We start from the raw sequence: 25978 nt of genomic DNA on the forward strand, positions 1-25978 counted from the left end.
TTCCGGCGCTGGGTGTTTCCACGATGATTTCGGGCCTGGACCCCGCACTTTCCAGGATCTCGGTAATCCGATGCCGGGCGCGGTCTTCCGGCGCCAGGGCGATGAAGGGTTGCCCATGCAGGTCGGCGGGGGTGATCACCGACAGCGCGGCCAGTTCATGCCCCTGCGGGATGGCCAGGACCGCGCGGAAACTGCTGAAAATGCGGTGCTCCACCCCCGACAGGTCCACCTCATCGGCGGCGATGCCGATGTCAAACTGCTGGTTGGCGACCAGATCGCGCACCGTGGAGGAGGAGAGAACCTGCAAGGTGATGGCGATCTGCGGGTTTTTCTGCCGGAACGTATGAACGGCCTTCGGCACGACCGTGGAACCAAACGCGGCCATGCTGGCGACGCGCAGGCTTCCCGACCCGAAATCGCGGATACGCGCCGCTGATGCCCGCAACCGGTCCAGACCCACGAAACTGCTATTCACATCCCGGAAGAACATCTGCCCCTCCGGCGTGGGGACAAGCCTGCCCTTCACCCGGTCGAACAGCGCGAAACCCAGGCTTTCCTCCAGTTCCACCAGGGCCCGGCTGACCGCCGGCTGCGTGATCCGCAGCAGCTCCGCCGCGCGGGAGGCAGACCCGCTGATCATGGTGGCGCGGTAAATTTCCAACTGCCGGAAATGCATGCCGAGGGTCCCGCTGGCAGTGTACTCCATAACATCAGTGCATGCAGGGGAGCTGCATGGTCAATTGAATTTGTATCCCCCCTTACAGCAGAACAGTCCCCATTCTCCACGGTTCGACCGATAGGGCGACGGGCAAGGGTTCGAGGGCCGTTTCAGGCCTTCAGCAAGGGTTTCAGAGCGTTCCGCTTGCCCTGAAACGCCGGAAGACAGCCCCGCAAGCGCTGTTTCAGGCCCATCATCCCCGGCCCCAGGGGCGATCATCCATAATATCTGGTTATGGACCTGTGCTGACAGGTCAATTGAAATTGTATGTCAGTGCCGACATGCTGATCTCATCAAACTTCAAGAGGAAGATCATGCGCGACCTTTCCCGTTGCGTCATCCATCCCGCCGTCTCGCATGAAGGCTTTGCCAGCATCGGCGTTCCCACATATCGGGCGTCGACCATCCTGTTCGACGATGCCAAGTCCTATACCAACCGCAAATACCGGGGGCCGGACGGCTATACCTACGGGCTGCATGGCACGCCGACAACCCGCACCCTGGAAGCGCAGCTGACGGCGCTGGAGGAAGGGGAGCGCACGGTGATCGTGCCGTCGGGCCAGGCGGCGATCACCATCGTCTTCCTGACAATCCTGTTGCCGGGCGACCATGTGCTGATCCCCGACACCGCCTATCCGCCCTGTCGCGGCTTCTGCGAGAATTACCTGAAGCCGCGCGGTGTCGAATATACGGTCTATGACCCGCTGATCGGGGCGGGGATCGATGCGCTGATCAAGCCGAACACCAAGCTGATCTGGATGGAAAGCCCCGGCTCCACGACCATGGAGTTCCAGGATGTGCCGGCCATCGTGAAGGTGGCAAAGGAACGCGGCGGCATCCTGACCGGTTGCGACAATACCTGGGCCACGCCGCTGCTGTTCAAGCCGCTGGCTCATGGCGTGGATTTCTCGTCCGAGGCGCTATCCAAATATGTCGGCGGTCATTCCGACCTGCTGATGGGGTCGATCAGCGTCAAGGATGTGGCCCTGTTCCGCCGTCTGAAGGACACGATGCGCATGATTGGCATCGGCGTTTCGCCGGATGATTGCGGGCTGGCGCTGCGCGGGCTGGAGACGATGGGCGTGCGCATGCGCCATGCCGATGCGGTGGCGACGGCGTTTGCGCGCCGTCTGGCGGAACTGCCGGCGGTGGAACGGGTGCTGCACCCCTCGCTGCCCACCTGTCCGGGGCATGAGGTCTGGAAGCGTGATTTCACCGGCGCGTCCGGCGTCTTCTCCGTGGTGCTGAAGGCCCCGGCAAATGCCGTGATCGAAGAGGCATTCGGGGTTCTGAAGACCTTTGCCATCGGCGCCTCCTGGGGCGGCACGCGCAGCCTGATCGTGCCCATGGCGATCAAGGCCGACCGGGTGGCCACCGACTGGACCGATGAGGGCGTGATCCTGCGCATCTCCGTCGGCATGGAGGATCCGGACGATCTGTGGGCCGATCTGGAGGCCCTGTTCGCGGCGCTGGCCGTGCCCGTTCTGGGCGGTTGAGAGCGGCCAAGCGGGGAGGGCGGGTCATGCGGGGGATCGGCAAACGGCTTCTGACGGGAATGTGCCTTCTGGCGCTGACCGCCTGTGGGCAGCCAACGGCGGATAAGAAGTCGGCGGCGGGTGGCCCAGCGGGTGGTAGCGCCGCTGTGGGAGGTACGTTGAAGGCCGTGCGCGACCGCGGCTATGTCTCCTGCGGCGCCAGCACCGGTACCGTGGGCTTCGGTGCACCGGACAGCCGGGGGTATTGGCGCGGGCTGGATGTGGAAACCTGCCGGGCCGTTGCCGCCGCCGTTCTGGGCGACAAGGACAAGGTTCGCTTCGTCCCCCTGACGGGGCAGCAGCGTTTGACGGCCCTGCAAAGCGGGGAGATCGACATCCTGCCCCGCACCACCACCTGGACCCTGTCGCGCGATGCCAATGGCGTGAATTTCACCCTGCCCAATTACTATGACTATGACGGTATCATGGTCCGCAAGGACCGGGGCGTCAGCAATTCCCGCGAATTGGACGGCGCCTCGGTCTGTGTGCAGACGGGATCGACGACGGAGGTCACCTTCACCAATCTGGTGGCGTCGGTCGCACCTAACCTGAAGGCCGTGATCTTTGACAGTACGCAGGCGACCAGGCAGGCCTTCTTCTCCGGTCGCTGCGATGCCCTGATCACCGATGCGTCCGGTCTGGCATCGGTGCGGGCCACCATGGCCAGCAATCCCGACGATTTCATCATCTTCCCGGCGGATGGCAAGCTGTCGCCCCTGACGCCCGCCGTCCGGCATGGCGATGACCAATGGTTCGACATTGTGAAATGGTCGTTCCAGGCGCTGCTGATGGCGGAGGAATTGCGCATCACCCAGGCGAATATCGACGAGATGCGCAACAGCCAGGACCCGACCATCCGCCGCTTCCTGGGCGTGGAGCCGGGCAATGGTGCCGCCTTGGGCCTGGATGAGGAATGGACCTATCGCATCGTCAAGCAGCTGGGCAATTACGGCGAGATGTTTGACCGCAATGTCGGTGCCGGCAGCCCGCTGAAGCTGGATCGCGGTCTTAACCGTCTGTTCCGCGATGGGGGCCTGATGGTTCCCATGGCGTTCAATTGAGGGGGGGGTGAAGATGCGAGCAGTCCCCTCCCAACCTACACCCTCTCGCCTTCCCGGCGAAGGCCGGGACCCAGGGGCCACAGGACAGGACCCATCCGCCGCTTCCCCCAAGGCTGCCGAGAGGTCGGGCTTTGGGCCCCTGGGTCCCGGCCTTCGCCGGGAAGGCGGGAAAGGTATTGCGGACATTCTCCACGACACCCGCACCCGGCAGATCGGGTTGCAGGCCCTGCTGCTGGCGCTGGTGGCCGGTGGTGTCGGCTGGTTGATCCTCAATACCGCCAGCAATCTGGATGAACGCGGCATCACGGGTGGGTTCGGTTTTCTGGACCGCGCGGCGCGTTTTCCCATCGCGGAAAGCATCATCCGGTACCGCCCCACCGACAGTTTCGGCTGGGCCTTCCTGGTGGGGCTGGGCAACACGCTGTTCCTGGCCGTCACGGTGGCCCTAGCGGCGACCCTGCTGGGCCTTGGCGTGGCGTTGGCCCGGCGGTCGGCCCATCCGCTGACCAGCGGGGCGGCGACGGTTTATGTGGAGGCGATGCGCAACACGCCGCTGGTGGTGCAACTGCTGTTCTGGTACGCGCTGGTCACGCTGGGTCTACCCAATATCCATGCGGCCTTCACCCCCATCGACGGCGTGATCCTGGCCGACCGGGGGCTTTACCTGCCCCGGCCCGTGATCGCGGGCGAAAAGGGGCCGTTCCTGGCGGCCTTGCTGCTGGGGCTGGCGGCTGTTGGTGCGGCATGGCGGTTGGGGCGGATACAGAGCCTGCGTACCGGCATTCCCAACCATTATGGCCGCATCGCCATTCTGTCCGCCCTGCTTCTGGCGGGGCTGGTCTGGGTTTCATCGGGCCTGACCTTGTCGCTGGACCGGCCCGTGATCGGGCGGTTCAACGCTACGGGCGGCATGGGGCTGTCGCCGGAATTCACGGCGGTGTTTGCGGGCCTGCTGCTCTATTCCGCCGCCTTCATCGGGGAGATCATCCGGGGCGGCATCGACGCCGTGGATAAAGGCCAGTGGGAGGCGGGGCGCGCCCTGGGCCTTGAGGAAGGCAAGATCCTGCGCCTGATCGTCATTCCGCAGGCCCTGCGCGTGATCATCCCGCCCATGACCAGTCAATATATCAACATCACCAAGAACACGACCCTGGCGCTGGCCGTCGGTTATCCCGACATCGCGCTGGTGGCGGCCACCACCATCAACCAGACGGGTCAGGCGGTGGAGGGCATCCTGATCCTGATGCTGGTCTTCCTGACCCTGTCCGTCACGGCGTCGCTGTTCATGAACTGGTACAACCGGCGGATCGCCCTGGTGACGCGATGACGGACATGACCCAACCCACACCCGTCTTCGTACGCACCGCACCAACCCCGGCCCGTGCCGCCCCCCTGATCGAGCGCCGGCCCCTGTGGCGGCTGCTGTTCGGCGACATGGTCAGTGCGGCCATGACCCTGATTGGGCTGCTGGGTCTGGCCTGGATGCTGCCGCATCTGCTGTCCTGGGCCGTGATCAACGGGGTCTGGACGGGCGGTGGCGAGGAATGCCGGCAGGCTGGCGCCTGCTGGGCCTTCCTGGCGCAGAAATATCCCCAAATCCTGTTCGGCATCTATCCCCCGGCGGAGCAATGGCGGCCCATCGCCGTCTGTACCCTGATCCTGGGGCTGGGATTGTGGAGCTTGGCCCCACGTAACTGGACGAAACTGACCCTGGGCCTGTGGGTGGGCGGCATGCTTGGCAGCCTGGTCCTGATGGGGGGCGGAGTCTTTGGGCTCAAATCCGTGCCGACATCGGCCTGGGGCGGGCTGCCCGTCACGCTGCTGCTGACCGTCTGGTCGCTGGGGCTTGGCTTTCCGCTGGCGGTGCTGCTGGCGCTGGGGCGTCGGGCCAGCCTGCCTGTGCCGCGCTACCTTTCCATTGGCATCATCGAGCTGATCCGGGGTCTGCCGCTGCTGTCGCTGCTGTTCATCGCGTCGATCCTGCTGCCCATCATGCTGCCCGACGGGGTGAGTATCGATAAGCTGGCCCGCGCCCTGGCCGCCATGGTGCTGGTATCCGCCGCCTATATCGCAGAAGTGCTGCGTGGTGGGTTGCAGGCGATCCCCAAGGGACAGACGGAGGCGGCCCAGGCCCTGGGTCTGAACTGGGGACAGACGACGCGCCTGATCGTGCTGCCGCAGGCGATTGCGAAAGTCATCCCGCCCCTGACCAGCACCATCATCGTCATGGTCAAGAATACCAGCCTGGTCCTGGTGGTCGGCCTGTTCGACCTGTTGAGCGCGGGGCGTGCGGCGCTTGCCGATCCCGACTGGCCGGCGCCGTTTGCCGAGACCTATCTGCTGATCGCGCTGATCTATTTCATCCTCTGCTTTTCCATCTCCCGCTATGCGCGCTGGCTGGAAATGCGGATGTCCAAGGGGAACCGCCGATGAACGCCGTGGAACTGTCCCGCGTCAATAAATGGTATGGCGACTTTCATGTCCTGCGCGATGTCGACCTGTCGGTCGCCAGGGGGGAGCGGATTGTCATCTGCGGCCCGTCCGGGTCTGGCAAATCCACCCTGATCCGCTGCATCAACCGGCTGGAGGAACATCAGGCGGGGCGCATCGCGGTGGAGGGCACGGAGCTGACCGGCGATGCCCGCAGCGTGGAGGCCGTGCGCCGCCGGGTCGGCATGGTGTTTCAGCAGTTCAACCTGTTCCCACACCTGACCATCCTGGAAAACTGCACACTCGCCCTGACCCAGGTGAAGCGCATGCCCAGGGCGCAGGCGGAAGAGATCGCCATGGCCTATCTCACCCGTGTGCGCATTCCCGATCAGGCGCGCAAGTTCCCCGGCCAATTATCGGGCGGGCAGCAGCAGCGGGTGGCCATCGCGCGCGCCCTGTCGCTCTCGCCGGAGATCATGCTGTTCGACGAGCCGACCAGTGCCCTTGACATGGAAATGGTCAAGGAGGTGCTGGACATCATGGTCGAGCTGGCGGGCGAGGGCATGACCATGCTCTGTGTTACGCATGAGATGGGCTTCGCCCGGCAGGTGGCCGACCGCGTCATCTTCATGGATGCCGGCCAGATCGTGGAAGCAGCCCCGCCGGCTGATTTCTTCACCAATCCGCAGCATGAAAGGACCCGGACCTTCCTGGGTCAGGTGCTGCATTGACACACACGCTTCGTCATCCCGGCTCATCGCCGGGATGACGGAAAAGGTCGAGATGAATGAAAAAGGATCAAGGAAGCCGGGGTCCATTATGAGCTGAGCCACCCCATTCCCCCGCCATCACCGATCCCTTTCCCACGGAAGCCCGCCTTCCGTGAACGGGCAAACCTTGCCCGCCCGCCCCAGGCGCGTCTCGAAGACAGCCGCAAGAGCTGTCGTCAAGCCACCAATCAACCAGCCAAACAGGGAACCCTCATCATGGGTAAGGAACTGAAATATCTCACCTTCACCGGCGCCTCCGCCCTGGCATTGCTGGCCGTGTCGCCGGCCCTGGCCCAGCCGGCGGACCTGGAGGAGATCATCGTCATCGGGTCGCGTTTCGAACCGCGCGTGGTGACCGAAAGCCCGACACCCATCGACAGCATCTCCGCCGAGGAGCTGACGCGCGGTGGGGCGACCGACCTGCAAAGCATGCTGAAGGTGGCAGTGCCCAGCTTCAGCACGCCGCGCCCCACGGCGGCGGGTGCCCTGGATTTCCTGACCCCGCCCACCATGCGCGGCCTGTCGACAGGTCAACTGCTGGTGCTGGTCAATGGCAAGCGCCGGCATACGGCGCCGGGCGTGAATGCCGGCAACCAGATCGGGCGCGGCGACGTTGCCTATGATTTCAACGCGATCCCGACGGCGGCCATTGCGCGGGTGGAGGTGCTGCGCGACGGTGCCGCGGCCCAGTACGGGTCCGACGCCATCGCCGGTGTCATGAATGTGCAGCTTGCCAAAGGCACGGACGGTACGGCGTCGGCCATGTATGGCATCACCGGGGAAGGGGATGGCCAGCATGTGGAAGTGTCGGCGGGCAAGGGGATCGATCTGGGCGATGACGGCTTTGCCCGCCTGACGGTGCAGTATAAGCACCATGAGGAAACCGACCGCGCCGCCCCCGACACCCGCCAGCAATATTTCGGGCGTAATGCCGCCGGCGCCCTGGTCGCCCCGTCGGGCAATTATGGATCGGGCGTCGGCCTGACACCGTCGAACGGCACGCTGGACCCGCGTGAGGCGACCATCGACCGCGACATGTGGAATTTCGGCGAACCAAAATATGAACAGATCGCCCTGTTCCTGAATGCCGAGAAGCCGCTATCCGATGATGTAACGGCCTATGGCTTCGGCGGTTACAGCCGGCTGAAGGGCAACAGCTTCAACTTCTTCCGCCGCGCCGGCCAGGATGAGACGCTGCGCAGCCTCTATCCCGACGGGTTCATGCCGATCCAGGAGATCGAGATCATCAATGGTTCCGGCGCTGTCGGCCTGCGCGGTGACGATCTGGCCGGCTTCGGCTGGGATCTGTCCACGCTGTATGGCGGGTCGCGGATCAACACGGGATATTCCAACACCGCCAACGTCTCCCAGGGCACGGCCACAAAGACCAGCTTCGACCGTGGCTTCAACGATTTCCGGCAATGGACGACCAACCTGGATTTCACCCGCGAAATCCCGGTCGGCGGCGGGGAGCCGCTGAAATTCGCCTTCGGGTTCGAATACCGCAAGGAGATCTATGAACTGGGCGTGGGCGAGCCCGACAGCTATGCCAATGGCGGGGTGCCCATCCTGGACGGTCCCAATGCCGGCCGCCCGGCCCCGGTAGGGGCACAGCCAGGCGGTGGCAACACGCCCGAGGATGCCACCAAACAGGACCGCAACAGCAAGGCCGCCTATGTCGAGCTGGAACGGGATTTCTTCGACGAGCGGCTGACCCTGTCGGGCGCGCTGCGGTACGAGGATTTCTCCGATTTCGGTGATACCACCAATTACAAGCTGGCGGGCCGGTTCGAGATCACCGACGAACTGGCGCTGCGCGGGTCGTTCGGCAGCGGGTTCCGGGCACCCGCTCTGGCCCAGTCCTATTTCAGTTCCACCAATGTCAGCTTCGTGAACGGCCAGCCGCTGCGCACGCGCAACATCTCCGTCAACCATCCGACTGCCGCCCTGGTGGGGGCCACGGCGCTGAAGCCGGAAAAGTCGGACAATATCTCCACCGGTGTCGTGTTCAGCAGCGGCGATTTCGACGCCACGGTGGATTACTACCGGATCGAGATCACCGACCGTATCGCCATGTCGTCCAACTTCCAGTCCACGGCGCTGACCAACCTGCTGGCGGCGCGCGGATATCCGGGGCTGGGTGCCATCTCCTACCTGACCAATGCCGTGGACACGACCACCAAGGGTGTCGATATCACCCTGCGCTACAAGCATGATCTGGAGGAATGGGGGGAGGTGACGGGCACCTTCGCCGCCAATTTCAACGATACGAAGTTCGACCGTATCGCCGGCACCCCGGCGGCCCTGTCCGCCATCGGCATCACCACGGTTCTGTTCGACCTGTCACAGCAGGTGCGTTTCACCGACAGCATGCCCAAGGACAAGTTCACGGCCAACCTGAACTGGCAGAAGGATGCGCTGCATCTGAACCTGACCGGCACCCGCTATGGCGAGGTGGCGCAGGTGGCCCTGACCAACCGCACCCCGGCCCAGGTCGCGGCCCTGACGCCCGGCTACAAGGTGAAGCTGGTACCGGCGGCCCCCGGTTCGGCCAATTCCGACATCATCCAGTATTACCGCGCCGATATCGTGGTCGATATCGAGGCGGGATACGACCTGACCGAGGATTTCACCCTGTCGGCGGGCGTGTCGAACCTGTTCGACCAGTACCCGGAAAAACAGATCGCCTCGACCGCCGCGTCGGTCGCCGCCGGGACCAATGGCGCCGACAATAACGGCACCTTCCCCTACGCCTATATCGCGCCCTACGGCGTCAATGGCCGGGCCTTCCATGTGAAGGCGACCTATCGGTTTTAAGCCTTTCTCCTTCCGCCTTCCCAAACAAACCCCGTCATCCCGGCGAAAGCCGGGACCCAGGGGCCAAGTGCCCGACCTTTCAGCCGCTTTGATCCAAGCAGCGTAGAGGTTTGGTCCTGTGGCTCCTGGGTCCCGGCCTTCGCCGGGAAGGCGAAAAGAAAGAAGGGAGGCGGTTTGATCCCGTTTCTTCCCTCCTCCTGAAAGGACCATCCCCATGCGCATGACCCGTATCATCCCCGCCATTGCCCTGTCGCTGCTGCTGGCGGCCCCCGCCTTTGCCCATCCCAAGCTGAAGGCCGCCGATCCGGCGGTGGACAGCACGGGCCCGGCCCCATCCACCCTGTCCCTGTCCTTTTCGGAAAAGCTGACGCCGGGCACCGCCACGGTCACCCTGTCGCCGGCGCCCGCCGGGGGGGTGACCGTTGCCGATGGCGCGGACGGCCAGTCGCTGACCGTCACGCCGAAGGCCAGGCTGGCGGGGGGTTCTTATAAGGTGGATTGGGCGGTGACGGCGGCCAATGGCCATCAATCCACCGGTAGCTATCAGATCAATGTGAAGTAAGGGAGCAACAGACCGTGAAGCATCCCCTCCGCCACCTGCTGGTCCCGGCCTTGCTGCTGGCCCTGTCCGTGCCTGCCGCGCAGGCCGCGCCCAGGAACGCGGAGGGTGATGCCGCCGTCGCCCTGTTGCAGGACCTGATCCGTTTCGACACGGTAAACGCGCCCGGCGACACCACGAAACTGGCAGCCTATCTGGACAGCCTGTTCAAGCCGTTGGGCATTGAAACAGAGATCATCCTCTCTCCCAACGGCAAGGCCGCCCATTTCATTGCCCGGCTGAAGGGCGATGGCACCCTGGAGCCTGTGCTGCTGGCCGCCCACACCGATGTGGTGCCGGTGGAGCGTGAATTCTGGACCGTCGATCCCTTCGCCGCCACCATCCAGGATGGCTTCGTCTATGGCCGTGGCGCGCTCGACAATAAAAGCGCGGTCGCCGTCTTCGCCCGCGCCGTCATGCGGCTGGCACGGGAGAAGGTGAAGCTGAAACGCGACATCATCTTCCTGGCAGAGGCGGATGAGGAGCAGGGCCGTTTCAATACCGGCTGGCTGGCCCAGAACCACTGGGACAAGATCAAGGCCGCCGTCGCCCTGAATGAAGGTGGGAACACCATGCTGGACCCGGATGGCAAGGTCCGGCAGATCAACATCTCCGTGGCTGACAAGCAGACCTTGAACCTGAAATTGACGGCGCGGGGCAAGGCGGCCCATTCGTCGCTGGCGGTACCGCCGCTGGAAACCGCCAACGGACAGTTGATTGCGGCCCTGGGCAAGATCGCCTTCGCCGAAACCCCCATCCGCCTGACACCGCCGGCCGTCACCTATTTTAAGGGGCTGGCCAGGCTCAATCCCGGCCCCCTGTCGGGTGCGGTTGACCGGCTGCTGGCGGCGGGTGACGATGCTGCCCGTCTGGTTGCCGCCAAGGCGGTGCTGGAAGCCCACCCCCAGGAGGCGCCAACCCTTTCGGCCCTGATGCGCGACACGATGGTCGTCACGATGATCAATGCCGGGGTCAAGCCGAACATCATCCCCGGTGAGGCGGAGGCCATCATGAATGCCCGCCTGATGCCCGGCGTGGATGTGTATCAGTTCGTGGAACAGGTGAAGGCGCTGATCGGCAATCCCGCCATCGAGGTGGAGATCGTGAATTCCCGGCCCAAGGAGGAACAGGCCGAATTCTTCCGCCAGCGCAGCGCCATCCAGCCCTCCAGCATCGAGACCGACCTGTTCGGCGCGCTGGAAAAACAGGCCAAACGCGTCTGGCCGGGCGCGCAGGTGTTGCCGGTGATGCTGCAGGCCTCCACCGATGCCGGTGCCTGGCGGGCGCGCGGCGTCCCGGTCTATGGGATCAGGCCGTTTCCGACCGACCCCGACACATCGTCACGCGTCCATGGCCATGATGAGCGCGTTGCCGTGAAGTCCATCCATGAGGGCGTGGACTATGTCTATGGCGTGCTGAAGCAGGTGGCGGCGCGATAGCCGGCAGTAAAGTGCCGGATAGTATCATCGGCAGAAATGACTGACCGTTGATGTCACTACCGAGACTTCATCGTAGCGCGGATTAGCGAAGCGTAATCCGCGGAGCGACGCCGGGGAAGCCCGCGGATTACGGCTGCGCCTAATCCGCGCTACGTAGCCACCCCAGACCATCGGTCGTGATTTTGTACCCCTGGTATAATACCAAACTGCCGAGGGTCTGCCTCTTGGCCGTTTGGAGGCCGCCGACCGGCAACCAAGGGAGATTGGCACAAGTATCAGGCTCGCCCGAACCATGCCGCCGCGTGGCGCACATGGTCCTCGATATCCGGATAGGCGGGTGTCCAGCCCAGATGCTGGCGGGCCTGGGTGGCGTCGGCGATCAGGATGGCGGGGTCGCCGGGGCGGCGGTCCACATCGCGGCAGCGAACAGGCAGGCCCGTCACCCGTCCCACGGTACCGATCACCTCCCGTACCGAGAAGCCCCGGCCATTGCCCAGGTTCAGGCACTGGTTGCCGCCGCCATCCAGAAGGCGGCGCAGGGCCAGGACATGGGCCGCCGCCAGATCGCTGACATGGACATAGTCGCGCACGCAGGTGCCGTCCAACGTCGGGTAATCGCTTCCGAACACCCTTATCTCGGGCCGCTGTCCAAGGGCGGTTTGCAGAACCAGCGGGATCAGATGGGTTTCGGGATCATGTCGTTCCCCCAATTCCCCATCCGGATCGGCGCCCGAGGCGTTGAAATAGCGCAGGGAAGTGAAGCGCAGCCCACCGCCGGCGGCGGCCAGATCGGCTAGAATTTCCTCCACCATCAGCTTGCTGCGGCCATAGGGGTTGACAGGGATCAGGGGCTGCGTCTCCACGATCGGTACGCCCCCGGCATTGCCATAGACGGCGGCGGTGGAGGAGAAGATCAGCGCCGTCATCCCGGCCCGGTCCATCGCCTCCGTCAGGGCCAGCGTCCCGGCCACATTGTTGCGATAGAAGCGGCCCGGTTCCGTCACCGACACCCCCGCCTCGATCAGGGCCGCGAAATGCAGGACGCCGACGGGCCGGTAATGGCGGAACACGGCGTCCAGGAAGCCCGCATCCTCCAGTGATCCCCGCTCCAGCGGGCCCCAGCGCACGGCATCCGCCGACCCGTTCGACAGATTGTCGACGGCCACGGGCCGGAACCCGGCCCTGGCCAGCGCCTTGCAGCTGTGGCTGCCGATGAAACCGGCGCCGCCGGTGACGATCACGGTGGGGGTGGTCATGGGGCCGGTTCCTTCATCCATTGCGGTCCAACCATCAAGACACCGCAGTGCAGCATGCCGGCAAGCCGCCTTTCGCGCGGCCACAGACTGATCACAACCGGGACGCGCCGGAACCGTGTTGTGTTGCAGCATGACCGACGCGATCATCCTTGCCGGCCTCCGACGCCCACCACGCACCCTGCCCATCCTGGCGGCGGACGGGGGCAATGTGGACGTGCCCAGTCTGGTCCGCCTGTGCGCGTTCTGCGGCGCGCTTTACCTGGGCATCTATGCGCTGGAGGCGCCGGCCCGCTATGGCCTTTATCTGGCGGGGCACGACAGCCTGATCCTGCTGCGCGACGGGTTGATCCTGGGGCCGTTGCTGGCGCTGTGCATGGCGCATGCGGCGCAGCTGCGCCTGCATCCCGCCTTCGCCGCCTTCGGCATCGCCATGGGCTTCCACGGGCTGGTGTTGATGGGAACCATGGGCAGTCCGCTGGGCGTGGCCTATGGCGTGAAGGTGCTGGTCAACCTGCTGTTCGGTTTCTTCCTGGCCGCGATGTTCGTGGCACCGGGGGGCCGGGTCCTGCGGTTCTTCGCCTTGTTATGGGTCGTCATCATGATCGGCATCTGCCTGGACAAGGCGGGCATGGCCTTTCCCTGGACCGGGATGCGGACCATGGTCGGCGACCTGAATGTCGATGTCTCCAAGGACTGGCAGATCAGTGACCCGTTCGCCCGCCGTGTCGCGGGCTTCACACGCAGTTCCATTGCCGTGGCCGCCATCCTGCCCTGCCTGACCATCGTGCTGATGGGCCGGCTGCGCAGCCCGCTGGCGCGGGCCTGTCTGGCGCTGCCGGCCCTGGCGGGCGTGTTCCTGACGACGCAGAAAGGCTCCCTGATCGCCTTCCTGCCGGTGGCGGCCTTGCTGTGCCTGCCGGCGGGTTTGCGGCTGACGGGGCTGCGTGCCGCCTTCCTGGGGTTTCTGCTGCTGGCCGCCGGACTGCCGCTCTTTACCCATGGTCTGCATCTGGACCATGGGGACGGGGTGTTCAGCATGGAATCCCTCTATCTGCGCATCGCCTATACCTGGCCCGATGCCTGGGACTGGATCGCGCGGCACCAGATGCTGGTGTTCGGGGTCGGCCTTGGCGGCCTGGGCGGACCACAGCGGCTCTATGCCCCGGACGCCTTCAATCCCGCCGACAATATCGCGGTCCTGCTGTTCGCCTGGTTCGGCCTGTTCGCCGTGATCTATGCGGCGCTGGCCGTGCGCCTCGCCCTGCGGCCCGTCACGGGCAATGTACGGCGGGTGGAGGCGGCGGTGGCCATCCTGGCCTTCGCCGCCGGTTACGGCGTCGTGCTGTCGGTGGTGGAGGATCAGGCGGCCTGCCTGTTCCTGGGCGCCGCCCTGGGCACCCTCTGGCGGGAGACGGCACAAGCCGGCCCCGCGCTGCGGCCCGCCGGGCCGCTTCACGCTCCTGACATCATGGAGGCAGAAGATGAAGACCAGCCTGTATTCGCTGCGTCAACCGGACGTGGTCAGCTTCGATCCCGCCGGTTTTGAGGATGCCTGTGCCGATCTGATGCGGCAGGTGCGGGGGGATTTCCGCCCCGACGCCCTGATTGCGGTGCCCACGGGCGGGCTGCATGTGGCCGAAGCCATGGCGCGGTCGGCGGGGGACCGCCTGCCGGTGCTGTCCATGACCTGCCGCCGGGCCAGCACCGCCGCCAAGAACCGGCTGGCCGGGCTGAAAGCCCTGGCGGCCCGGCTGCCGCGCCCCGTGGCCGACCGGTTGCGCGTCTGGGAGCATGCGCTGCTGACCCAGCGCGCCCGGCCCGCCTCCGCCGCGCCCTATATCTTCGATCCGCAGGAACTGTCGCGCCTGCGCGCCTGGCTGGCCGGGGCCAGGGGGCGTGTGTCGCTGCTGATTGTTGATGACGCGGTGGATAGCGGCGTGACGCTGCATCATGTGCTGGAGGCGGTGCGCGGGCTGGCGCCATCGGCGGCAGACGTGCGGTCCGCCGTCATCACCGTGACGACGCCACAGCCCCTGACCCGGCCCCATTACGCCCTGCATCAGGGACAATTGTGCCGCTTCCCCTGGTCCCTCGATGCGTAGCGTCCTGATCCTGGACCTGGACGGCACCGTCCTTTGCGTGAACAGCTTCCGTCTCTGGGCGTCCTACATGCTGCGGGCGGCAAGCCCGCACATGGCGCCGGGGCGGCGGCTGGGTCTGGCCTTGCGCGCCGGCGGGGCGCTTGTGGCGCGCAAGGCCGGGCTGATGGGGCATGAGGCGCTGAAGCACCATCTCCAGTCCCTGTGGCAGCGGTCCGTTGCCGGGGATGGCGGTGCCACGCTGGCCCATTTCAACAATGGGCTGCGCCGGCATGTCCGCCCGGAACTGCAACCGCTGCTGTCGGCGGTGGCGGCGGGGCGCCTGGACGGGGTGCTGGCGACCGCGGCGGCGGCGGATTATGCGCAGGATTTCGGCGGCCTTCTGGGCATCCCCCATGTCCTGGCCACCCCGGCCATCCGCCCCCGGACCATGCCCAGCAATATCGGGCCGCACAAACGGGATGCCGTGCTGGATTTCCTGGCCCGGCAGGGCTGGATGGAAAGGCCGCGCATCCTGTTCACCGACCATGAGGATGACCTGCCGCTGATTGAAATCTGCGGAACGATCCATTGGTTCGGCCCCGCCACGGCCCTTCCGGCCCTGGCCACCCGTTTCCCGCATGCCGCCCTGCACCAGGGCTTCACGGATCCAGAAGACAGGAGAGAGCCATGCTGATCAACATGTTCGACACCGCCATGGACAGCGACAATCTGGGTGACCAGTTCATCATGGATGCCGTCTGGCAGGAGGTGCGGTCGCTGTTTCCGGATGCCGGCTTCATCCGCACCCCCACCCACCGCCGCGCGACCCTGTCGGAACTGCGGGAGGGGCGGAAGGCCGACCTGTCCATCGTCGGTGGCACCAATATCCTGAAATCGCACATGCTGGTGCGTGGCAATTGGCGCATCACGCCGCTGGATTACCTGAACTGGCGCAATGTGATCCTGATGGGCGTGGGCTGGCAGCACTATGGGCGCGGCGGGCCGGATGCCGCGACGCGCCTGTTCTTCCGCAAGGTCCTGTCGCCGGATGGCCTGCATTCGGTGCGCGACATGCACACCTACAACCTGCTGCGCCCGCATGTGCCCAATCTGGTCTATACGGCCTGTCCGACCATGTGGATGCTGGACCGCAGCCATTGCGAGACCATTCCGGTTCGCACGGCACAGGATGCGGTCTTCGCCGTCACCTATTACCGCCCCGCCCCCGAACAGGACCGCCGCATCTTTGAAATGCTGCGCCTCAATTACCGCAATGTCTATTTCTGGCCGCAGCAGGCGGAGGATGTGGAGTATATGCGGGAGATCGGGGCCACCGGCTATGTGCCCATCACGCCCGATATTGCCGCCTATGACCGGCTGCTGGCGGAACAGGATGTGGATTTTGTGGGCGCGCGCCTGCATGGCGGCATTCGCGCCTTGCAGCACCGCCGCCGGGCGCTGATCATCCCGGTCGATAACCGGGCCACGGAAATCAGCCTTTCCACCGGCCTGCCCGTGGCGTCGCGGATGCAACCCGAAGCCATCGAACATTGGATCACCAACCCCGCGCCCACATCCCTGACCCTGCCGCTGGAAGGCATTGTCGCCTGGCTGGGGCAGTTCCGTCAGGCGGCGGCCACCGCGTCTCGCGCCACCGCCGCGCGATAGATCGACAGAAGGTCGGCCACATGCCGGTCCCCGGACCGGCTGTCGGCCCAGAAATCGGTGTAGGCGGCCATTCCCGCCGCCTGTACCGCCGTATCATCGGCGATCAGTGACAGGCAGCGGGCCAGATCCGCCTCATCCCCGCTGCGGAACAGCCAGCCGGACACGCCGTCGCGCACCCGTTCGGCGGCGGCGGAGATATCGCTGACGATGGCGGGCACGCCACGGGCCGCCGCCTCGGCCACCGTCAGGCCGAATGTCTCGTACCACAGGCTGGGAAAGACCAGACAGCGCGTGCGGGACAGCAATTTCTGGATATCGGCACTGTCCAGCCAGCCCGTCACCCGCATGCCGGGAATGGCTTCGATCTCCGCCCGCAGCGGCCCGTCGCCGGCAAAGGTGATGGACAGGCCCATGCCGGCGGCCACCCGCGCCAGCATCCGCACGCCCTTCTCCTCGTCCAGGCGGCCCAGATAGAGGATCATGTCATTCAGGGCCACGCGCGTCGGCACCGCCCTCACCGCCTCTACCGGGTTGGGCAGGCGATGGACCTGGGCCCGGCGCGGCAGATAGGGGGACAGGATGCGGGCGGATCGTTCCGACAGGGCGATATAATGCGCGACAGAGGCCGGGAACCGCCCCGCCGCCCGCTGGATCAGCCCCCGCGCCACCCGGAACAGCTTGTGCGCATGCCGCCGCTTATCACAGCGGGTGGCGATGCAGCCGCGTGACAGGGCGGCGCGCGTGCAGGGCTGCGCCGTCTGATAGTTGAAGAAGGCGCCATTGGGGCAGGCGGGGAAGAAATCATGCAGGGTGCAGATGACGGGCACGCCCATCCGGTCGGCCACCCGCACCGGTGCGGTCGTCAGCGCCTTGGTATAGCCGTGCAGATGCACGATGGTCCGGTCGGGCGGCAGGGGGCGCAGGATATCGGCCACCAGGCGTGCGGCCTTGCCGTTCCACAGGGCCTGCAACGCCGCGCCGGGATGGCGGCCCGCCTCCAGCAATTCACGCTGGTCCAGGCAATGCACCGTCAGGGGGGCGTCGCGCAACGGGTCGCAGACGGGGCCGACAGCGCCGACAAAGATCACCCGCGCGCCCGACCGCGACAGCCGCACTGCCTCGTCGATGGCCACCTTGCTGGCCCCGCCCTGCACGTGACAGTAATCGTTCAGCATGACGATGGTCAGGTCGTGGTCGGATGTGGGCGGCCTTGGTGTTGATGCCGCGCGGCGGATCAGGCGGCCCAGGGCGATACCGGGCAGTTCCACCATCCGTTCGGCGGCAAAGGCCAGCAGCAGGACCAGCGCCACCGTGACGGCCACCCCCGCGATGCCGGGTTCGTACAGGCCGAACAGCAGCGACAGCTGGATGATGGGGGCGTGCAGCAGATAGACGCCATAGGACATGTCTGATGTCATCCGCAGCCGGGGCGTCATCAGGGCCAGCACCACCACCAGGGCGGCGACCAGCGCGGGATAGAGGAGCGGCGGGCGGGCATGCAGCAGACCCGTGACGGCGGCGGCCAGCCCCAGGCCCAAGGCCAGCCCGACCCAGCATTTTTCCAGACGCAGCCGGTGGCGGTACCGGTAGGCGGCGACGCCCAGCACGAAGAATTGCAGCTGTCCCGGCAATTGCTTGGCCAGGGTGGCATGGCCCGCCCGGTCCAGCAGATGGTGATAAAGGGCCGACGCCAGGAAGAGAGCCACCAGCACCCCGATCCCCCGCCGCTGGAACAGCCGCCAGATGAAGGGCAGCAGCAGGTAGAAGCCGACCTCGATCTTCAGGGTCCAGAGGCTGGCATTCAGGCTCTGTTCGTACAAACCGCCCAACGCGCCAGTGCCGACATCATATTGCAGGAAATTGGCGAAGGCGGCATTGGCCAGGAAATAGGTGGCCATGGAGCCCAGATTGCCGGCGATCCCCCCCGGCACCAGGGCACCCAGGATCAGGGTCTGGGCGATGACGACCGTGATATAGAGCGGGTAGATGCGGAAGAAGCGCTTGATGAAAAAGCGCTTCGGGTTTGGGTCGCGGTCAAAGCTGTTGGCCACCAGATAGCCGCTGACCACGAAGAAGCATTCCACGGCCAGGGCCGCATAATTGAAGGGCCAGGGCGGCGACGGGATGGCGATGAACAGCTGATGATGGCCCAGCACCACCAGCAGCGCCAGCAGCAGCCGTAGGGGCGTGAAGTTGTTATCCGTGAAACCATCATCAGATCGCATCACTTCAGGCTCCCGCTATCCGTTGATCGCCGGGCCGATACTTGGGTGCAGATGCGAACCCGAAATCGGCATGAAGTCCGGCCTTGCCAGAACTATTTAGTGTCACCTTCACAGGCTGGGTTGTGATCACCCTGTGACCCGCTCCTTTGCCCGGTGCGCATCCGAATTCTGGATGTTATGGCAGGGGTGAACTGAACGGGATCATCATGACCCAGGACTGCACCAACCAGAGGGCGATCGGGGGGCTGGGCCGCTGGCATCCGCGCCAGCTGCGCGCCTGGCTGTCGGCCCGGCCCTTCCTGCGCAATGTCTCCATCCTGCTGACGGGGGCGGCGGGAGGACAGATGATCGCCCTGCTGCTGTCGCCGCTGCTGACGCGGCTGTACACGCCGCAGCAGTTCGGGACCTTGAGCGTCTATTCAGCATCCCTGACCATGATCGTGGTCGTGGCGTCCCTGCGCTACGAATTCGCCCTGCTGCTGGTGCGGCGGGGGGCGGATGCCGTCAATCTGACGGCGGTCTGCCTGTGTGTGCTGGTGCTGACCACGGCGGCGCTGGGCATCGCGGTCTTCGCGGTGCCGGATGCGACGCTGCGGGCGCTGTGGCCGCTGCCCCTGGATGAGGGGCCGCTGGCGCTTTACCAGGGGCTGTTGGTCCTGGGCTATTTCTGTCTCGGCTTCTATTACATCGCCTTGCAATTGGCCACGCGGGCCGGCGACTTCCCCGCCATCGCCAAGACAAGGCTGGCGCAGGGGCTGGTGGGACCGGTCAGCCAGATCGTGTTGACCCTGGCGGGGCTGGGGGCGCCGGGCCTGCTGGCCGGCTTTGTCCTGGGGCAATCGGCGGGAAGCTTCGGCCTGTTCGGCTGTGTCCTGGCCCGGATGCGGCGTGTCTGGCGGCTCTTGTCCTGGCGGCGCATGCGGGTGCTGGCCCGCCGCCATGTCCGTTTCCCGCTGATCAGCAGCTGGGCCGCCCTGATCGATGCGGCGGGCAGCAGCCAGTTGCTGTATCTCCTGGCCGGCATCGCCTTTTCCCCTGCCGTGGCCGGCTTCATCTTTCTGGTGGAGCGGGTGCTCTCGCGCCCGCTGGCCATTGTCGGCACCTCCATCCTGCAGGTCTATATGGGGGAGGCGGGTAAGATCGCAGCCAGCGACCCCGCCCGCCTAAAACGCCGCTTCGCACAGGTCGTGTCGCGGCAGTTCCTGCTGGCGCTGGTTTGGATTCTGGCCGCCAACCTGGCCGCGTCCTTCGCCTTTGCCCGCATTTTCGGGCCGGAATGGCAGCAGGCGGTGATCTATCTGCACGCGCTCAGCCTCGGCTATCTGGCGCAGGCGGTGGTCCAGCCCGTGTTCCACACGCTTCAGATCCTGGGCCGGCAGGGGCTGGCCGCCGGCTGGCAGGTGGGCCGGCTGTGTCTGACGGTCTGCGTCTTCCTGGCCGGTATGGCCCAGGGATGGGCCGCCCCCTGGGTGATCGCGGGATACAGCGCGGCGCAGGCCATCTGCTGCCTGCTGCTGCTGGCCCTCATGGTGCGGGCCATTGATCAACGACGGGACGAAGGGGTGAAGGGATGAAACGCACCGCCGCCATCATCGCGCTGCTGCTGGGCGCCACGCCCATGGCCGCCGCCGCCCCCTTCTGTGTGAAGGTCACGGGCGTGCCGGCCCAATGCCTCTATGTCGATCCCGCCGCCTGTCAGCGGGAGGCGGACAGGGCCGGCGGGCGCTGCGTCACCAATGAGCGGGAGTTTGAAAGGCCCGTCGCCGCCCTTCCTTACTGTCTGGCGCGGGCTGGCAACGTCATGTCCTGCGTCTACCCCGCCTATGCCGATTGCCAGACGGATGCGCGGCGCCTGGGCGGGACCTGCGTCGCCGCCAGGCTGCCGCCCCGGCCCGGCCCGGTAAAGGAACCGGGCACCGACCCCTTCGCCGTCACCCGTCCTTAAGATTAAGGGCAGTTGAAACTCAGCGACCCGCGTGGCCAACCTATTGAAATTTATAAATTGCCTCCCGGCGGAGGCCGGGGAGGCGGATTTTCTCAACTCTTTGGCAAGCCTCCCCCCTCACATCACGGCGGCCCGTCGCGCAGGTCGGGCACGAAGCGGCCAAAGCCGCGTTCGGGAAAGCCTGTGACGGGCACGGGCGGGGTCGCATCGCCGGCGGCGCGGCCCACATAGATCTGATACCGGCTGCCGGACCTCAGTGCCTCCTCGACAAAGCTGGCGGACAGGGAGGAGCCGGTGTTGATGAAGGTGGGCACCGTGGCCGGCGCCCCGTCGCGCACGACATAGACCAGCCCGCCGAAAATGTCGGTCCGCGCCCCCTCGCGGTTGTCCAGCACGGTGCAGACCCCCTCGGTCTTCAGGCCCAGGATGGAAAGCGGGCTGCCCCGGTTGATGATGCGGGTCGTCGTGCCCTCACTGTTGAACTGGCGCGCGAATACCGGCTGCGGCCCCGTGATGCGCAGCAGGCCGCAGCACATATTGTCCAGGAAGGCGCGTCCGCCGGTGGCGCGGCGATCCAGCATGGTGGTGCCGGCGGACACGATGTCCCGCAGCACGATCTCCCGCGCCCCCGACAGTTCCACCCCGACCTGTTCGCCCAGACCGGTATTGTCGAAGGCCAGCCGTTCGATGAACAAGGGCGGCCCCGCCGTGGCGGCGCGGAACATGCCGTTGGTGCGGGCAAAGGCCGGACGGCGGTTGATGACGCGGATGGTGGAATTCATGCCCACGATCCGTTGCAGGCTGGCCGGGATATCCACGCTGTCATTCACGGCATAGGTGCCGTTGGGCATATAGACTACGGCCGCCCCCGATGCGAAGGCCTGGCGTAGCGCCTGTGTCGCGTCCTGCGCGGGATCGCCGGTGGCGCCATAGGTGGCGACATTCACCCGTTGCCCGGCTGCTACCACGGGCACCGGCGGTGGGTCCGCCCATGCCGTGCGCCCGGCGGGCGGCGGTGTGGCCTGCCAGTTGCTGCGCCCTTGCAGCACACCGCTCTGTACCGTGCCGCCGATGGACAGGTCGCGCAGGGTGACGAAGCCGTCATTGCGGATCAGGTTCGCCACGCCGCCACCGGGGGCCGTCCCGCCCTCGATCGCCAGAAAGGCCTTGTCACCCGCATTGATGATCCGGCCCGAAGGCCCGTCGATGCGCAGGTCGCGGAAGGTCAGGGCGTTCTGGCTGTTGGCGATGGCTGTGTCCGTCTGGTTCGACAGGTTCACATGGTCGAAGGTCAGGCCATATTCGGTCTGGGCGGTCGCGATGCCGGTGGCGAAACCCTGGATCGTCAGATGCTGGATCAGGGTGGGGCCGGGCCATTTGCGGGTCATGGACAGGCCCACGGCCCCGCTGCCGGCCCCGGCGCGCAGCGTGACACGGCGGATGGCGCCGCTGTTATTGCCCAGATAATCGATGGCGATGGCACCGGGATTGCCGCTGCCGACATCGATGGTCATGTTCTCCACGAAATTCATGTAGGCGTCGTTGCCTTCGCCGCGGCCCGGATAATCCTTGCCGCCTTCCGTCGCCCCGCTGCGGTACAGTTTGGAACTGGTTAGGATCACGGGCTGCGGGCGCTGCGGATCGCCATAGCCCGGGGCCTGGTCGGGCAGTTTCAGCACCGTTCCGGTTTCCGATTGCCCGATCAGGACGAAGCCCGATGCGAACCGCCCATCGGCATAGCGTTTCAGCAGCGGAGCCGTGATGCGGTAGGTGCCGTCGGGCACGAAGACCAGCCGGTCCTGCCAGAAGCTGGCGCCCGTATCCCCGCCGCTGGCCGCCAGTGCCGCCAGGAAGGCGGCGGTGTCGTCGGTCTGCCCGTCACCCACCGCCCCGAAATCGCGCACATTCAGGGCGCTGCTGTCGGCGGGATAGAGTTCCGCCCGCACCGGAAGGGCCGGTAGCAGCAGACATAACAGCAGCGGCAGGACGCCTCTACGCCACGGCTGCCGCCATGCCGGCACCGGCCAGCGCCCGGTAATGTCGTTCGTAATCATCGATCATGCGCTCCATGCTGAAGCGTCGGGCCAGGGCCGCCGACGCGTCGGGCAGTTCCGGCAGGGCACCCGGATCGCGGGCCAGCCGCGCCATCAGGGTGGCCAGCGCGCCGGCATCGCCGGGCCGGAACAGAAAGCCGGTGCGCCCGGCCTCCACGAATTCGGGAATGCCGCCAATATCGCTGCCCAGAAGGCCCAGGCCGTAGGCGGCGGCCTCCACGATGGTCACGGGCGCATTCTCAAACCACAGGGACGGCAGCAGCAGATGCCCCGCCCGCGTCAGGGCCTCCACCTTCGCTGGTCCGTCCAGGAAGCCCAGATAGCGGATGCGCGGATCGGCGGCTGCGGCGGCCCGCACCTTCTCCTCCAGCGGTCCCTTGCCCGCGATGGACAGTTCCACGGGCAGGTCGCGCGGCAGGATGGCCATGGCCTCCAGCGCCGTTTCCACCCCCTTCTCCACCGTCAGCCGCGTCAGCATCAGGAACCGGCCCCGGCTGTCCGGGGGCCGGTTCTGGCGGATGTCATCGGCGTCGGGGGGCAGGGGAATGCCATTATGCACCACGGTCCCGGCCCCGGCGCGAAGGCCCGCGCGCTGATGCAGGTCCAGAAGGAAGCGTGACGGGCTGGCGAACAGGCCGACATGGCGGGTGGTGCGGATATGCCAGTGCCGGTACAGCCGGCAATGGACGCGCGGCCTGGTGCACAGCCGCCAGTCATGGGTCAGCAGGAAGGCGCGCGGACACAGCAGATGATAATCATGTGCCGTATGCAGCACCGGCACGCCATCGGCCCGCGCGCGGGCCCAGATGGCGGCGGAAAACCCGTCGATCAGATGGCTGTGCAGGATATCCGGTCTGGCCCCGTCCAGGATGGTGCCCAGCCGGCGGGCCGCGTCCCGGTTCCAGGCATCCTTGGCATGCCACAGCCATTTGCGCGGGCCGGGGTTCAGCGAGCGTTCGAAGGACCAGTAGAGATTGGGCGGGAAGAAGCGGATCACCTCCACCCCGTCCCGCTGTTCCACGGGATAGGGTTCCATGTCCGGGCCGCAGGTGGAAACCACGGTAACCCGGTGGCCGCGCCGCACCAGCCCCTCGCACAGGAAGGCCACGATCCGCTCCGCCCCGCCGGCCATCAGCGGCGGGTAGAGGTTGTTCACGACCATGATATGCAGGGGCCGCGTCATAACAGCTTCGCCATCCAGCCCGGCATATGGTTCTGCCGGTCATGCAGGATGGCCCCCAGGATGGGCCGGTTGCAGCGGACCAGCAGTTCGCGCAGGCGAATGGCCGATGACCGTCGCGTCTGCTCCGCCTCGATCACGATGACATTGCCATCGACATGGCCCGACAGGATGGCGCCCAGCGGCTCGCTGTCGGCGGGCGGGGCCACCACGATCACCATGTCAAAATGCCGGCGGAAGCTTTCGATATGGCCCGCGATCTCGTCCGTGCGGGCCGGTGAGATGCCGCGTCCGGGCCAGCCGCGCAGGTCGGCCATATACATTTCCTGCTCCGGTATCTTCATCAGCTCCGCTTGCCGGGCCAGCGCCCGGACAATGCCGTCGGCCCCGGCATCGGCGGCCTGCGGCCAGGGGGTCCAGGGCTGTCGCGTGCAGTTCAGCACCAGCATCTTCTTGCCAAGGACGCTGGCGGCGGCCCAGGCCATGTCCAATGCGATCTCCGATGCACCGGGGCCGGGACCGGCGGCCAGGAACTGGATGGCCATGCCCCGGTCGGTGGCCAGGACGGCATCGATTTCCAGGTAAAGCTCGATCAGGTCCACCATGGCCAGATCCTCCGGCACGGGCCAGTCCACCTCCCGGACCTCATGTTCCTGCCACGGGGGGACGGGGTCCCGGAATGGTTCCGGGGCGATGTTCAGCTTCGTCATGCGCTGTCTCCGTAGGCCAGCAATTGCAGGGGTGGCCGATGCGGCTGCCGCTCGAAGCTGGCCAGGACCGGCAGGTCCAGAAGGAAGACAACCTGTTCCGCCGTCGTGAAGCGGTCGTCCCGCGCTTCGCGCAGCAGCACCGCGATGGTGGCCAGGATGGCGCCGCCGATCAGGCAGGCGATCATCGTGGCCAGCCCGCGCGGCCGCACCGTGCGATAGGGCTGGGTTGGCTCGCTCAGGACGGCGGCGGGGGAAATGCGTTCGCTGTTCAGGTTGCCTTTCACGCGGGCATTGGCGTGCTGCATCGACAGGGAACGGTACGCTTCCTCCGCGATCTGGTATTCGCGCACCAGATCATTGAACCGGCCCCGGTTGCGGCGCAGCTCGGTCAGACGCTCATCCAGGGTCGCTATCTGGCCGGTCAGCACCTGGACGGGCTGGGCATTGCTTTCCACATCGGCGCTGGTGCGCAGATAATCGGTCTGCAGGGTCTGATAGACGCTGTTGGGCGCATTGGTGGACCGTTTCTCCAGATCGGCGCGGCGGGTCGCCACTTCCCGTTCCGCCGTGGCGATGCCGGCCTTCAAGGCCGCCATGGCCGGCCCGTCGGGATTATAGGTGGCCAGCATCTGGCTGCGCTTCATGCGCAGTTCCAGAAGCCGCGACTGCGCCTCGTCCAGGGCGCGGTATTTCTCGCCGCTGGCCGTCTCCGGCAGTTTTTCCGGCACTTTGGTCATCAGCTTTTCCAGGCCGCGCTTGCGTTCCTGCGCCTGGGCCAGGGTGGCGCGGGCGGCGTGCAGGCTGGTATCCAGCTCGCTGCGCTGGGCCAGCAGATCCTCCACCTCCTTGTCGAAGCTGCTGATCCGCCACTGATCCTTGAAGGTCTCCAGCGTCTGCTGCGCCTTGGCCAGTTCGTCGCTGGCCTGCCTCACCTCGCTTGCCAGAAAGCCTTCATGCGGGTTGTGGTAGATCTGGGTCTGCCGGCCCACATACAGGTCGATCAGCTTGCGCACCAGCTTGGGCGCCATCTCCTTGTCGGGATGGCGCAGGGACAGGGTGATGATGTTGTCCTGGTTGCCTACCTCGGCGGCCAGATCATCCAGCAGCCTTGTGACGGCGGCATCCATCGCGGTGCCGCGCGCCGGCGGGTCCGCCGCGATGTCGGGATAGATGGCGGGGATGCCGAACGTCTCCACCGTTGCACGCGCCAGATCATGGCTGTGCAGGATGGCGGCGTGGGCCAGCACGATCTCCCGCCGGTCGGACGGGGTCAGCTCCGTCGCCGGCCCCCGTTCCACCTCCGGGGCGGACCAGCGGCCAAAGGTGACCACCAGTTCCGCCACGGATTCATATTTCTTGGTCGCGAAGGTCAGGTATCCGGCCCCCAGCAGCATTGTGCCGAGCAGGACCGTCATGAACAGGCGCCATCTCTTGCAGATCGTGATCAGGACGCCATGGGGCAGGGCTGTCGCGTACATTGCCGTCTCCCGC

21 protein-coding genes are annotated in these 25978 nt (G+C 66.1%); 14 read left to right on the plus strand and 7 right to left on the minus strand.

All coding sequences use genetic code 11. The annotated features are described in order from the left end of the window. Positions 1 to 676, minus strand: a 676-nt coding sequence (locus tag ACODSP_RS08670; RefSeq protein WP_488965212.1) for a LysR substrate-binding domain-containing protein, incomplete at its 3' end; no start/stop codon positions are given. Between the two features lie 356 nt (positions 677 to 1032). Between ACODSP_RS08670 and metC the strand changes: the two genes are divergently transcribed. From metC to ACODSP_RS08710, 8 genes are all read left to right on the plus strand, one after another. Next, complete coding sequence (gene metC, locus ACODSP_RS08675) at positions 1033 to 2214, plus strand: cystathionine beta-lyase (RefSeq protein WP_488965213.1); 1182 nt, start codon at positions 1033 to 1035, stop codon at positions 2212 to 2214. 26 nt (positions 2215 to 2240) lie between these two features. Further along, on the plus strand, positions 2241 to 3314 hold the full coding sequence (locus ACODSP_RS08680) for an amino acid ABC transporter substrate-binding protein (RefSeq protein ID WP_488965214.1): 1074 nt from the start codon (positions 2241 to 2243) through the stop codon (positions 3312 to 3314). Between the two features lie 217 nt (positions 3315 to 3531). Further along, positions 3532 to 4641, plus strand: a complete 1110-nt coding sequence (locus ACODSP_RS08685) for an amino acid ABC transporter permease (RefSeq protein WP_488965215.1) — start codon at positions 3532 to 3534, stop codon at positions 4639 to 4641. Positions 4642 to 4646: 5 nt separating this feature from the next. Then, entirely contained in the window at positions 4647 to 5747 is a 1101-nt protein-coding gene (locus tag ACODSP_RS08690) for an amino acid ABC transporter permease (protein WP_488965216.1), read from the plus strand. Beyond that, positions 5744 to 6475 (plus strand): amino acid ABC transporter ATP-binding protein, encoded by a 732-nt coding sequence (locus tag ACODSP_RS08695; RefSeq protein WP_488965217.1) that lies wholly within the window; start codon positions 5744 to 5746, stop codon positions 6473 to 6475. Before ACODSP_RS08690 ends, ACODSP_RS08695 begins: the two co-directional genes overlap by 4 nt. Positions 6476 to 6730: 255 nt before the next feature. After that, positions 6731 to 9331, plus strand: a complete 2601-nt coding sequence (locus ACODSP_RS08700; protein ID WP_488965218.1) for a TonB-dependent receptor plug domain-containing protein — start codon at positions 6731 to 6733, stop codon at positions 9329 to 9331. Between the two features lie 214 nt (positions 9332 to 9545). After that, positions 9546 to 9893 (plus strand): copper resistance protein CopC, encoded by a 348-nt coding sequence (locus ACODSP_RS08705; protein ID WP_488965219.1) that lies wholly within the window; start codon positions 9546 to 9548, stop codon positions 9891 to 9893. Positions 9894 to 9907: 14 nt separating this feature from the next. Further along, a complete protein-coding gene (locus ACODSP_RS08710) occupies positions 9908 to 11368 on the plus strand; it encodes a M20/M25/M40 family metallo-hydrolase (RefSeq protein WP_488965220.1) in 1461 nt (486 codons plus the stop codon). Positions 11369 to 11643: 275 nt separating this feature from the next. Here ACODSP_RS08710 and galE read toward each other — a convergent pair whose 3' ends face one another. After that, positions 11644 to 12624, minus strand: a complete 981-nt coding sequence (gene galE / locus ACODSP_RS08715; protein ID WP_488965221.1) for a UDP-glucose 4-epimerase GalE — start codon at positions 12622 to 12624, stop codon at positions 11644 to 11646. A gap of 130 nt (positions 12625 to 12754) precedes the next feature. On the opposite strand from galE, the gene ACODSP_RS08720 reads away from it, so the two are divergent. From ACODSP_RS08720 to ACODSP_RS08735, 4 genes are read left to right on the plus strand one after another with little or no spacing between them, the layout of a single operon-like run. Beyond that, complete coding sequence (locus ACODSP_RS08720; RefSeq protein ID WP_488965222.1) at positions 12755 to 14170, plus strand: hypothetical protein; 1416 nt, start codon at positions 12755 to 12757, stop codon at positions 14168 to 14170. Further along, complete coding sequence (locus ACODSP_RS08725) at positions 14106 to 14726, plus strand: phosphoribosyltransferase (protein ID WP_488965223.1); 621 nt, start codon at positions 14106 to 14108, stop codon at positions 14724 to 14726. Before ACODSP_RS08720 ends, ACODSP_RS08725 begins: the two co-directional genes overlap by 65 nt. Beyond that, positions 14719 to 15399, plus strand: coding sequence for a haloacid dehalogenase-like hydrolase (locus ACODSP_RS08730; RefSeq protein WP_488965224.1), 681 nt, complete (start codon positions 14719 to 14721; stop codon positions 15397 to 15399). The genes ACODSP_RS08725 and ACODSP_RS08730 overlap by 8 nt, the downstream gene beginning before the upstream one ends. Beyond that, positions 15393 to 16373 (plus strand): polysaccharide pyruvyl transferase family protein, encoded by a 981-nt coding sequence (locus tag ACODSP_RS08735; RefSeq protein WP_488965225.1) that lies wholly within the window; start codon positions 15393 to 15395, stop codon positions 16371 to 16373. Before ACODSP_RS08730 ends, ACODSP_RS08735 begins: the two co-directional genes overlap by 7 nt. Here the strand turns inward: ACODSP_RS08735 and ACODSP_RS08740 are convergent. After that, positions 16331 to 18598, minus strand: a complete 2268-nt coding sequence (locus ACODSP_RS08740; RefSeq protein WP_488965226.1) for an acyltransferase family protein — start codon at positions 18596 to 18598, stop codon at positions 16331 to 16333. The two genes, ACODSP_RS08735 and ACODSP_RS08740, sit on opposite strands and share 43 nt — an antisense overlap. Positions 18599 to 18804: 206 nt before the next feature. Between ACODSP_RS08740 and ACODSP_RS08745 the strand changes: the two genes are divergently transcribed. Further along, the gene (locus ACODSP_RS08745; protein WP_488965227.1) at positions 18805 to 20172 is read left to right on the plus strand and encodes an oligosaccharide flippase family protein; all 1368 of its coding nucleotides are present in this window, start codon (positions 18805 to 18807) and stop codon (positions 20170 to 20172) included. Beyond that, the gene (locus ACODSP_RS08750) at positions 20169 to 20543 is read left to right on the plus strand and encodes a hypothetical protein (protein ID WP_488965228.1); all 375 of its coding nucleotides are present in this window, start codon (positions 20169 to 20171) and stop codon (positions 20541 to 20543) included. The genes ACODSP_RS08745 and ACODSP_RS08750 overlap by 4 nt, the downstream gene beginning before the upstream one ends. 122 nt (positions 20544 to 20665) lie before the next feature. On the opposite strand, the gene ACODSP_RS08755 is transcribed toward ACODSP_RS08750, so the two are convergent. From ACODSP_RS08755 to ACODSP_RS08770, 4 genes are read right to left on the minus strand one after another with little or no spacing between them, the layout of a single operon-like run. Continuing rightward, complete coding sequence (locus tag ACODSP_RS08755) at positions 20666 to 22597, minus strand: glycosyl hydrolase family 28-related protein (protein WP_488965229.1); 1932 nt, start codon at positions 22595 to 22597, stop codon at positions 20666 to 20668. Next, positions 22536 to 23780 (minus strand): glycosyltransferase family 4 protein, encoded by a 1245-nt coding sequence (locus ACODSP_RS08760; protein ID WP_488965230.1) that lies wholly within the window; start codon positions 23778 to 23780, stop codon positions 22536 to 22538. The genes ACODSP_RS08755 and ACODSP_RS08760 overlap by 62 nt, the downstream gene beginning before the upstream one ends. Next, positions 23777 to 24487: a P-loop NTPase family protein gene (locus ACODSP_RS08765; RefSeq protein ID WP_488965231.1), complete on the minus strand. Its 711-nt coding sequence runs from the start codon at positions 24485 to 24487 to the stop codon at positions 23777 to 23779. Before ACODSP_RS08765 ends, ACODSP_RS08760 begins: the two co-directional genes overlap by 4 nt. After that, positions 24484 to 25965: a GumC family protein gene (locus tag ACODSP_RS08770; protein WP_488965232.1), complete on the minus strand. Its 1482-nt coding sequence runs from the start codon at positions 25963 to 25965 to the stop codon at positions 24484 to 24486. The genes ACODSP_RS08765 and ACODSP_RS08770 overlap by 4 nt, the downstream gene beginning before the upstream one ends. Positions 25966 to 25978: the final 13 nt, after the last annotated feature.

It is taken from the genome of Niveispirillum sp. FG156, from assembly GCF_057809555.1.